Genomic DNA, 12065 nt, shown 5'->3' on the forward strand with positions numbered 1-12065 from the left:
GTTTAGACTCTTGAGGGCTGCAATTTCGCACTAGGCATACTGAATGCTTGATCGCGAAAGCCTTTCAGAGAGTTTTAGACAACTTATCTTTAGCAAGTTAGCAAGATTGCTGAGTGTGGTGACTCTCAGCCAATTTTCGTCAGTTGCCATTTTGAGTCAGCTTAGGAACCAGGTAAGAACGAGTATGCCAGCCTCAACCCCCACTCCCGCGACCGACAACAGTGCTCTTGATCTCAAACAACTCTTAAAAGTCTTAACAGAGGTTAAAAAAGGTAATTTTGCAGCCCGGATGCCGATTGACCAGACAGGCATCGCTGGAAAAATTGCTGACGTGCTCAACGACGTCATTGAGATGAATGAGCGGCTGAGTAACGAACTGGAACGCATCAGCAGTGTCGTTGGTAAGGAGGGGAAAATTTATGAGCGGGCTTCACTGGGTAGTCAAAAGGGTTCCTGGACGACCTGCGTGGAGTCAGTCAACAATCTGATTACTGACCTGGTGCAACCGACCGAAGAGACGGCACGAGTAATTCGGGCGGTGGCAAATGGTGACCTGACCCAGACGATCGCCACGGATATTGAAGGGCGACCGCTGCGAGGCGAGTTCTTGCAAACGGCGCAGATTGTCAACACGATGGTGGATCAGCTCAACTCCTTTGCCTCTGAGGTGACACGGGTGGCACGAGAGGTGGGAACTGAAGGAAAGCTGGGGGTACAGGCGGAAGTCCGGGGTGTGGCTGGAACCTGGAAAGACCTGACCGACTCCGTGAACCTGATGGCGGGCAACCTGACCGCCCAGGTACGGAACATCGCCGAAGTGACGACAGCGGTGGCGAATGGTGACCTCTCCAAGAAGATTACGGTAGAGGTAAAAGGCGAGATTCTGGAACTGAAGAACACCATCAACATCATGGTGGATCAGCTTAACTCCTTTGCCTCGGAGGTGACGCGGGTGGCACGAGAGGTGGGAACGGAAGGAAAACTGGGGGTACAAGCCGAGGTACGTGGGGTTGCTGGAACCTGGAAGGACTTGACCGACTCCGTGAACCTGATGGCGGGTAACCTGACCGGGCAGGTGCGGAACATTGCGGAAGTGGCAACGGCGATCGCCAACGGTGATCTCTCCAAGAAAATCACGGTAGACGTTAAGGGCGAGATTCTGGAACTGAAGAACACCATCAACATCATGGTGGATCAGCTCAACTCCTTTGCCTCTGAGGTGACGCGGGTGGCGCGGGAAGTAGGCTCCGAAGGAAAGCTGGGGGGACAGGCGCAGGTGCGAGGTGTTGCCGGAACCTGGAAAGACTTGACGGACTCGGTGAACTTCATGGCGGGTTCCTTAACGGCGCAAGTGCGGAACATCGCCGAAGTGACAACGGCGGTGGCGAATGGTGACCTCTCCAAAAAGATTACGGTAGACGTTAAGGGCGAAATTCTGGAACTGAAGAACACCATCAACATCATGGTGGATCAGCTCAACTCCTTTGCCTCTGAGGTGACACGGGTGGCACGGGAAGTGGGAACCGAAGGAAAACTCGGTGTGCAGGCGCAAGTACCGGGGGTTGCCGGAACCTGGAAAGACTTGACCGACAACGTGAACCTGATGGCGGGTAACCTGACCGGGCAGGTGCGGAACATCGCCGAAGTGACGACGGCGGTGGCAAACGGTGACCTCTCCAAGAAGATTACGGTAGACGTTAAGGGCGAGATTCTGGAACTGAAGAACACCATCAACATCATGGTGGATCAGCTCAACTCCTTTGCCTCGGAGGTAACGCGGGTCGCTCGTGAAGTAGGTGCCGAAGGAAAACTGGGTGGACAGGCGCAGGTGCCAGGGGTTGCGGGAACCTGGAAAGACCTGACCGACTCGGTGAACTTCATGGCGGGTTCCTTAACCGCGCAAGTGCGGAACATCGCCGAAGTAACAACGGCGGTGGCAAACGGCGACCTCTCCAAGAAAATCACGGTAGACGTTAAGGGCGAGATTCTCGAACTGAAGAACACCATCAACATCATGGTGGATCAGTTGAACTCCTTTGCCTCGGAGGTAACGCGGGTTGCACGAGAGGTGGGAACGGAAGGAAAACTGGGGGTACAGGCGGAGGTACGTGGCGTTGCCGGAACCTGGAAAGACCTCACCGACTCCGTGAACTCGATGGCGGGTAACCTGACGGGGCAGGTGCGGAACATTGCCGAAGTAACAACGGCGGTGGCAAATGGTGACCTCTCCAAGAAGATTACAGTAGACGTTAAAGGCGAAATTCTGGAGCTAAAGAACACGATCAATACGATGGTGGATCAGCTCAGTTCCTTTGCCTCGGAGGTAACGCGGGTTGCTCGCGAAGTAGGAACCGAAGGGAAGTTAGGCGTACAGGCGGAGGTACGCGGCGTTGCCGGAACCTGGAAAGACCTCACCGACAACGTAAACTCAATGGCAGGCAACCTGACTGCCCAGGTCCGGAACATTGCCGAAGTCTCCACGGCGATCGCCAACGGTGACCTCTCCAAGAAAATTACCGTGCAGGTCAAGGGCGAAATTCTGGAACTGAAAAACACGATCAACACGATGGTGGATCAGCTCAGTGCCTTCGCCTCGGAGGTAACGCGGGTGGCGCGGGAAGTAGGCTCGGAAGGAAAACTGGGGGTACAGGCCGATGTCCGGGGGGTTGCCGGAACCTGGAAAGACCTCACCGACTCCGTGAACTTCATGGCAGGCTCTCTAACCGCCCAGGTACGGAACATCGCGGCGGTGACAACGGCGGTGGCAAACGGCGACCTCTCCAAGAAGATTACGGTAGACGTAAAAGGCGAGATCTTGGAGCTAAAAAACACGATCAATACGATGGTGGATCAGCTCAACTCCTTTGCCTCGGAGGTAACGCGGGTTGCACGAGAGGTGGGAACGGAAGGAAAACTGGGGGTACAGGCGGAGGTGCGCGGCGTTGCCGGAACCTGGAAAGACTTGACCGACTCGGTGAACTCGATGGCAGGCTCCCTTACCGCTCAGGTACGAAACATCGCGGAAGTAACAACGGCGGTGGCAAACGGCGACCTCTCCAAGAAGATTACGGTAGACGTAAAGGGCGAGATTCTGGAACTGAAAAACACGATCAACACGATGGTGGATCAGCTCAGTGCCTTTGCCTCAGAGGTGACGCGGGTGGCGCGGGAGGTAGGAACGGAAGGAAAACTGGGAGCGCAGGCATACGTCCGGGGGGTTGCGGGCATCTGGAAAGACCTCACCGACAACGTGAACTCGATGGCGGGTAATTTGACCGCCCAGGTGCGGAACATCGCCGAAGTCACAAAGGCGGTGGCAAACGGCGACCTCTCGAAGCAAATTACGGTAGAGGTCAAAGGTGAGATTCTCGAACTGAAAAACACCATCAACATCATGGTGGATCAGCTCAACTCCTTTGCCTCGGAGGTAACGCGGGTGGCGCGGGAAGTGGGAACGGAGGGAATTCTCGGTGGGCAAGCCAACGTAAAAGGGGTTGCCGGAACCTGGAAAGACCTGACGGACTCGGTGAACTCGATGGCGGGTAACTTAACCGCCCAGGTACGAGGCATCGCCAAAGTTGTGACCGCTGTGGCGAACGGCGACCTGAAACGCAAGTTGATGTTAGAAGCGAAGGGCGAAATCGAAACCCTGGCGGAAACCATTAACGAGATGATCGACACGCTGGCAACCTTTGCCGACCAGGTAACGACGGTTGCTCGTGAGGTAGGGATCGAAGGAAAACTGGGAGGTCAGGCGAAAGTACCGGGTGCATCGGGAACCTGGCGCGACTTGACCGACAACGTAAACGAACTGGCGGCAACACTCACAACCCAGCTCCGAACCATTGCTGAAGTGGCAACAGCGGTGACGAAGGGCGACCTGACGCGATCGATTTCCGTCGAAGCCCAGGGTGAGGTGGCTGTCCTGAAGGACAACATCAACCAGATGATCGCCAACCTGCGCGAAACCACTCAAAAGAACACCGAGCAGGACTGGCTCAAAACCAACCTGGCGAAATTTACCCGCATGCTGCAAGGTCAGCGCGACCTGGAAACTGTATCCAAGCTCATTTTGTCGGAACTGGCTCCACTGGTTTCAGCGCAACATGGGGTGTTTTACCTCATGGAAGCCAGCGAGATGCAACCGTCCTACCTCAAACTGCTCAGCACTTACGCTTATCGCGAGCGCAAGCATCTGGCAAATCGCTTCCATCTGGGCGAAGGGTTGGTGGGTCAGTGTGCTCTGGAAAAAGAGCGAATTCTGTTATCCGAAGTGCCTCACGATTACGTCAAGATCAGTTCTGGTTTAGGCGAAGCGACTCCACTCAATGTGGTCGTCCTGCCAGTGTTGTTTGAGGGACAAGTGACGGCTGTCATCGAACTGGCATCCTTCCGCCGCTTTAGCGAAATTCACCTGACCTTCTTTGATCAGTTGACGGAAAGTATCGCGATCGTCTTGAACACGATCGCCGCCAGTATGAGAACGGAGGAACTGCTGAAGCAATCCCAATCTCTGGCAGAAGAACTGCAAACTCAGCAGAAAGAGTTGACGGAAACCAACAAGCGACTAGAGCAACAAGCCCAGTCCTTGAAGGCATCCGAAGAACTGCTCAAAAACCAGCAGGAACAGTTGCAACAGACCAACGAAGAGTTGGAAGAAAAAGCCGAACTGCTGGCACTGCAAAACCGCGAAGTGGAGCGCAAGAACCGGGAGATCGAACAAGCCAAGCGATCGCTCGAAGAAAAAGCAGAGCAACTCTCGCTCACCTCAAAATACAAGTCCGAGTTCCTGGCGAATATGTCGCATGAGTTGCGAACGCCACTCAACAGCTTGCTCATTCTGGCGCGGCTATTATCAGACAACACGGACAATAACTTGACCGATAAGCAAGTCGAGTATGCCCGCACCATCTATTCCTCTGGAAACGACCTCCTGGGGCTGATCAACGACATTCTCGATCTGGCGAAAATCGAGTCTGGAACGATGTCCGTGCAAATCGATCAGACACTCTTTGGAACGTTGCGCCAACACATGGAGCGCACATTCCAGCAAGTTGCTCAAGATCGCAAACTGGACTTTGTTGTGCAGTTGGATGAGAGTTTGCCGCGTGCGATCTACACCGATTCAAAACGACTGCAACAAGTGCTCAAAAACTTGTTAGCCAATGCTTTCAAATTTACAGAACAGGGACATGTGCGATTGGATATTACCTCGGCTACGACAGGATGGAGCCCTGAAAATGACACGCTCAATCAAGCCGGAACGGTCATCTCCTTTGCCGTCACGGATACTGGAATTGGCATTCCAGCGGATAAACAGAAGATTATTTTTGAGGCATTCCAACAAGCGGATGGCACGACCTCCCGTAAGTATGGGGGCACTGGGTTGGGATTATCCATCAGTCGCGAGATCGCTCGCCTGTTAGGTGGTGAAATTACCTTACTCAGTGAGCCTGGAAAAGGCAGCACATTTACCCTCTATCTGCCGCTGGCATACGTGCCCCCTGTGAGTGACGGGGATGGCTCAGAGTCTCATACTGCAAGGGAGCGTAGCTATCGAGATAACGGTGAGATGGACTTGTTTTTGCCCTCCTCCCATTCCCTTTCATTGCCGCAGTCGTTGATGACTTCATCGGAGGTGGAGGACGATCGCGAGTCCATTCAACCGGGCGATCGCACCCTGTTGATCATCGAAGATGATGTTCCCTTTGCTCGTCTGCTGCTCGACATGGCGCGTCAGCAGGGATTCAAAGGATTGGTCGCCCTTCGCAGTGATGTTGGGTTAGCCCTGGCGCAGGAATACAAACCCACCGCCATTACCCTCGACCTTCGCCTGCCCATTATGGACGGGTGGACGGTGCTCGATCGCCTCAAGCACAACCCTGAGACGCGACACATCCCCGTTCACATCATGTCGGTTGATGAGGGACGGCAACGGAGTTTGCATCAAGGGGCGATCGCTTACCTGCAAAAACCGATTGATGTGGAAGCTTTGTCCAGGGCTTTGGGCGATATCAAGCAATACGCTGAACGGGCTGTCAAAAACCTCCTAGTGGTTGAGGATGACACTCTGCAACGGCAGAGCATTGTTAATCTGATTGGCAACAGCGATGTCAGCACTACCACTGTCAGCACGGGTGAAGCCGCACTAGAGCACCTGCAAACTGGAAACTTTGATTGCCTGGTGCTAGATATGGTGCTGCCGGATATGTCGGGTGTGGAGCTAATTCAACGGATTCAACAAGACCCTGAGTTGCGCCAGATTCCGGTGATTGTCTACACCGGGCAAGACCTGACGGCTCAGCAGGAATCAGACTTGCGGCGCGTTGCGACCTCCCTGGTGGTGAGGAGTGCGCGATCGCCCGAACACCTGCTCGACGAAACCTCGCTGTTTCTACATCGGGTTCAAGCCAATTTACCGATGGCTCAACAGTCTATGTTAGAGCGATTGCGTCAGCATGATCCTGTTTTGGCGGGTAAAAAGATCCTGATTGTCGATGATGATGTGCGGAATATTTTTGCCCTCACCAGTTTGTTAGAGCGTTATCAAATGGAGGTGCTCTACGCCGAAAATGGACGCGATGGTATTAACCTGTTGCAGACTATGCCTGACATTGACATTGTTCTAATGGATGTGATGATGCCAGAAATGGACGGCTACGAAACGATGTACGCCATTCGGCAGATTAACCAGTTTCAATCCCTGCCTATGATTGCTCTAACAGCCAAAGCGATGAAGGGCGATCGCGAGAAGTGTATTGATGCCGGAGCATCTGACTACATCACTAAACCTGTGGATCAAGAGCAATTATTGTCACTGCTACGAGTGTGGCTATATCGATAGGAACTCGCGTATATGCCATCAGACGTTAACGTTAACATTTTGCTAGTCGATGACCATCCCGAAAACTTGGTGGCTTTAGAGGCCATCTTGAACGGGTTAGGTAATCTGGTCATGGCGCATTCAGGGTCAGAGGCACTCAAATATCTGTTAAATCAGGAATTTGCCGTCATTTTATTGGATGTGCAAATGCCCGGAATCGACGGATTTGAGACGGCTTCCCTGATTCGCCAACGACAGCGATCGAGCCATACTCCCATTATTTTCCTGACTGCCTTTAGCACCAGCGACATCATGATGTTTAAGGGCTATTCGTTGGGTGCAGTTGACTACCTGTTGAAACCGATCGACCCGGTGGTGCTGACCTCTAAAGTGTCTGTTTTTGTGGATCTCTACAAGAAAAATGCTGAGATTCAGTGGCAGGCAGACCGAATGGCAGCGATGAATCTGGAGTTGCAACAGAGCGAAGAACGGTTTCGTCGCCTCAGTGCTTGCTCTCCTGTAGGCATCTTTTTAGCTGATCTGGAACGGGGTTGCTTCTACACAAATCCGCGCTGCCAAAGCATCTGTGGGTTCACATTTGAGGAGAGTTTGGGTGACGGATGGATTGATTTTATCTATCCCGACGATCGCGATCGCGCTGTTCGCAAGTGGTTCAACTACATCCGTGCCAACGCTCACACTGAGTTTTTGGATGAATATCGCTATCAAAACAAAGATGGCACTATTCGTTGGACAACTATGCGAGCATCCCCTATGTTTTCCGATAACGGTGCTTTGATGGGGCATGTCGGCACGATCGAAGACATCACCGAGCGCAAACAAGCAGAAGCTACGCGGGCGCAGATGATTCAGGAGCAAGCAGCCCGTCAGGAGGCAGAACGCGCCAATCGCATGAAAGACGAGTTCTTAGCCGTGTTGTCTCACGAGTTGCGAACTCCCTTAAATGCCATTTTGGGGTGGTCAAAGTTGTTGTTAACCCGCGATCTAGATCCCGGCATGATGGAGCGTGCGCTGGACACCATCGAGCGCAATGCCAAATCTCAAGCCAAGTTAGTAGAGGACATTCTAGATGTCTCGCTGATTGTGCAGGGCAAATTGCGGCTTAACCCCTGTCAGATTAGCCTTGTCACCTTGGTTGAAAGCACGTTAGAAACTTTTCAGCCGATCGCCCTGGAGAAGCAGATTCAACTGGAGTTGATTCTCCCTGAAGGCATCACGTCAGAGTTGGCTCATACCAACCCTGACGCTGTCTCGGCGATGAGGGTGTATGGCGACCCAGAACGCTTGCGACAAGTCATTCGTAATCTGCTCACAAACGCTATCAAATTTACCCCAGAGGAGGGGTTAGTTGAGGTTAAATTGTCGGTTGTTGAGAGGGATGGTCAACCGTCAATGGTCAATGGTCAACCGTCAATGGTCAATGGTCAACCGTCAATGGTCAATGGTCAATCGTCAGTCGCTCAAATTCAAGTGAGGGACACAGGCATTGGTATTGCTCCTGACTTCTTGCCCTATGTGTTCGATCGCTTTCGTCAAGCCGATAGCACGACAACCCGCTCCTACAGTGGGTTAGGGCTGGGGTTGGCGATCGTCGATCACATTGTCAAATTGCATAACGGCGACATTCGGGTAGAGAGTGAAGGTACGGGCAAAGGAGCGACATTCACAGTGACGTTGCCTCTGGCTCAGTCAAGCGCAACCCCTTGTGAGGGATTTGACAAGCAGATGGAGAACCAACAGGTTGAGCAGCAACTCATCATGGAAAATCAGCTTCACAGCGTCAAGTCTCAACACCTTGAGGTAGTTAATCAGGATGCGTGTGTCGAGGAGCAAACCGAGTTAAGTAGCTGGGCTTGATTAACGTCAATCTAGGACAGTTGAGATGACTCGTTTCCAAGCTCTTGCCTGGAAATGGAGTGACAAAGGCTCTGCCTCCTGGAGCAACGGTTGCAGGTAGAGCTTTTAGTGCATTCCTGGCCATGGCGACTGTCGAGACAGTTGAGACAGGGTGGAACCCCTGCACCCCGTTCTAACCAACCCTGCGGTTGTTATATAGCTGTTAGCACTCATGCACTTGCAGCCTAAAACTTTGATCCCCTTTAACCTCCCTTGAAAAGGCTACCGTGTACACACAAATCCTCTCAGCCCCCAAATTCCCCAATCCTGGAGGACTTTGAGCCCTCGTCGAACCGCTTGACCCGACCAGCAGCACCCGGACTTAGAACCGATGCGAAGCGCGTTCTTGGGTTAACTCAAACACCTTCTGCTAGGGGGTTTGGGGGAATTCCCCAATGCCTGGTTCTTCAATTATTTGGAAAAGAGCAGAGATCTGTATACACCGTAGCCTTGGTAAGGGGAGGTGCCGCAGACGGTGGGGTGTGTCTGTAGCAATAATTTCTAGAACTGGTATTAGGACAAGGGGCTTTGAATTGTCCTAATACCAATTTGAATTGGCTTCGCTGCACATGATTCCGTAAGGGCGTTTCGCGAAACGCCCCTACCCAGGGATCTGCCACAATCAAACATTAAATCGGTATAACAATGGTGGCTACGGCTATAAAAGAAGACTTTCAGCAAACTAAAAAGCCAGAGTTTTCAAAACTCCGGCTTCTACTTCTACAACGTTGTTCTCTTACAGAATCGCTTAAGCAGCTTGCTCGACTTCGGCGCGTTTTTGCAGCAGTTGCAGAATTGAGGCTTTCTCGACTAGTCCAACCAGAACGTTATTCTCCTTGAGAACAGCTAACACGGGGGTTGTTTGATCGTCTAGCAAATTGATTACATCCAACAAAGGTTGATCCGATGGGACAGTGGATAGTTGCTCAATGGGGTGGGTCAGCGATCGCACCTGAATATCCCACCAGTCATTTGTCGGAATGGTCTTCAAGTCCTCAACTCGGATCTCACCGACCAATTGCCCTTCTTCATTAGTCACCAGAAACTTTTGCCATTGGCGATCGCTCCCGATGATGTGATTGTTGACAAACTCCCGCAGAGAGCTATCAGCCGCAATGATGGGGCTATCGGGATAAACTGCATCTGCTGCTGTTAGACCGCTCAACTGCTCCTGAATCGTTGCGGTTTGGGCAGAACGTCCGGCATTTTGTAGTAAGAATAAACCAATCAAAATAGTCCAGAAGCTACCAATATTGGTAAAGCCCAAAACCGACGCCAGACCTACACCAATTCCTAACCAGCCAAACACCTGACCCACCGCACTTGCGAAGGCGACCCCTTTGTAAGGTTTGCCTGTGATCTTCCAGACGATCGACTTCAGCACATTGCCCCCATCCAGTGGCAACCCTGGAATCAGGTTAAACAGCCCCAATGCCAGGTTGATGTAAGCCAGAGTACCGAGAATATAGGCGATCGCACCGGAAATCGGAGTGAAGTAAATAATCGCGTTAAATAGCCCAAAGAAGAAGAAGCTAACCAGTGGACCTGCGATCGCCACCTGAAACGCTTGTCCTGGGGTTTTGGATTCCTCACCCAGGCTCGCCAGTCCACCAAAAATAAACAGGGTAATCGAGTTGACCGGAATGCCCTGACGCAGGGCAACCAGGCTATGACCCAACTCATGCGCCAGCACAGAGGCAAACAACAGCAACGCCGTTGCCAAACCCAACACCCAGGCGATCGCCCCCAACTGTGGAAACTCCAGAGGGCCAAGCTGCCAGGTGACGAGTGCCAACACGAGAAACCACGAGGGGTTAATAAAGAAGGGGATGCCAAACAAGTTGCCGACACGTAAGTTGCCGTCCATGCCATTACCTCAAACGCGGCGTGAGTATTTTCGTCTCTATCAGACTATATCCCTGATCGTAACGGAGTATCACAAGTGCCTTTATCCCCCTAGTGGATGTGAATACCGCCCTACTCAGGTCGGGATTTCCCCTTACTCTAAAGTGATAGAGACACTGATGCATGAGAGTATCTTACCGGGAATAGCAATGCAAGTAAGTCAGGTTTCGCTGACGGAATCAGGATCAGGAAACCGTTGATTCATAGAAAATTTCATGGGGCGTTGCTGAGCTTGGGGATGAATGAGCCGCGAGCAGGATGCTCGCACTGGTTTAAGCGATTCACCTGAAAGGAGTGTGAGCATCTCGCTCACGTCTGTGTCAAAGTCCAATCGAATACAAATGCAGTTCAATACAAATGCCGTGATGAGTGCGAATACTGCGGATATACCGTGTTCACAAACAATTTGTAAACACTGTATAACTGTGATGGCAATGTTTAATGGTTGAACCAGGGTGGACTGACGGATGCGATCGCCCACAGATTCTCTCCACTATCAGGTCATTTCGCCCCATCCGCTGTTAGCCCCTTACATTGCCTGCTATTGGATCTTACGAACGACGGTAGAACATCCAGCCCGTCATGAACTGATCCTGCCAGACGGCTATGCGGAACTGATCTTGAACTATGGCAGGGCTTATTCCTGGTATGACCAACAGCGAGGAGCCAACCAGGAGATACAAACGGTTCATCTGATTGGTGAACGAGATGCGTCCATTCTGGTGGAACTGGGTGGAGGCATTGATCAAGTTGGCGTGAAGTTTAAGCCTCTGGGATTGTTCTCATTGGTGCGGCAACCGTTGGATGAGTTCGCTAATCAAATCGCCAGTCCTCATGAGCTCAGTGATTCCTCCATTCAGGAGCTATACGAACAAGTTTTTGCTACTACACCCGACTCAGGAAAAATTGAACGGCTGAATGCCTTTTTTATCCAACGACTGTTAGTTGTCGATCAGTTAGAACCCTTTATTGGTAAGGCATTACAGGTGATCTTGCGGTATCAGGGAAACATTCGCATTGAAGATTTGAAGGATCTACTGGACGTTCACTACAAAACATTGGAACGGAAGTTTAAGACCTACGTGGGGATTAGCCCTAAAACCTTTGCTCGTATTGTCCGCTTCAAGAATACTTACAAACAATTTCATCGGATGGCTCAACGCGATCCATATTTTTTCCTGGATTTGGGTTACTACGATCAAAACCATTTCATTAAGGATTTTAAGTATTTTTTGCACACGACCCCGTCTGCCTATCTACGCAAGCAGCGATCGCTCTCTGATGAGATCGTGCGGCGAGGATTAGTCGAGCGATCGCTGAATTCTTAGCGTTTTTTATCGTCCTGTCCAAAATTTACTATCTTTCAATTCTGCAATTACGGCATGGTGGAATTCATTCGTTCGCGAATCGTTTTCTCAGG

At 51.7% G+C, this 12065-nt stretch carries 4 protein-coding genes; 3 read left to right on the forward strand and 1 reads right to left on the reverse strand.

The features are described from left to right. Nucleotides 1-184: 184 nt before the first annotated feature. Together H6G89_RS09290 and H6G89_RS09295 are read left to right on the forward strand one after the other, a co-directional pair. Nucleotides 185-6844 (forward strand): HAMP domain-containing protein, encoded by a 6660-nt coding sequence (locus tag H6G89_RS09290; RefSeq protein WP_190505260.1) that lies wholly within the window; start codon nucleotides 185-187, stop codon nucleotides 6842-6844. A 12-nt stretch (nucleotides 6845-6856) separates the two neighbouring features. Beyond that, on the forward strand, nucleotides 6857-8701 hold the full coding sequence (locus tag H6G89_RS09295; protein WP_190505262.1) for a hybrid sensor histidine kinase/response regulator: 1845 nt from the start codon (nucleotides 6857-6859) through the stop codon (nucleotides 8699-8701). 787 nt (nucleotides 8702-9488) lie between these two features. Here the strand turns inward: H6G89_RS09295 and H6G89_RS09300 are convergent. Next, nucleotides 9489-10607, reverse strand: a complete 1119-nt coding sequence (locus H6G89_RS09300) for a site-2 protease family protein (protein ID WP_190505264.1) — start codon at nucleotides 10605-10607, stop codon at nucleotides 9489-9491. A 505-nt stretch (nucleotides 10608-11112) separates the two neighbouring features. On the opposite strand from H6G89_RS09300, the gene H6G89_RS09305 reads away from it, so the two are divergent. After that, nucleotides 11113-11973 (forward strand): AraC family transcriptional regulator, encoded by an 861-nt coding sequence (locus H6G89_RS09305; protein ID WP_190505265.1) that lies wholly within the window; start codon nucleotides 11113-11115, stop codon nucleotides 11971-11973. The last annotated feature ends 92 nt before the right edge of the window (nucleotides 11974-12065 follow it).

Origin of the sequence: Oscillatoria sp. FACHB-1407, from assembly GCF_014697545.1 — a bacterium.
Lineage (GTDB): Bacteria > Cyanobacteriota > Cyanobacteriia > Elainellales > Elainellaceae > FACHB-1407.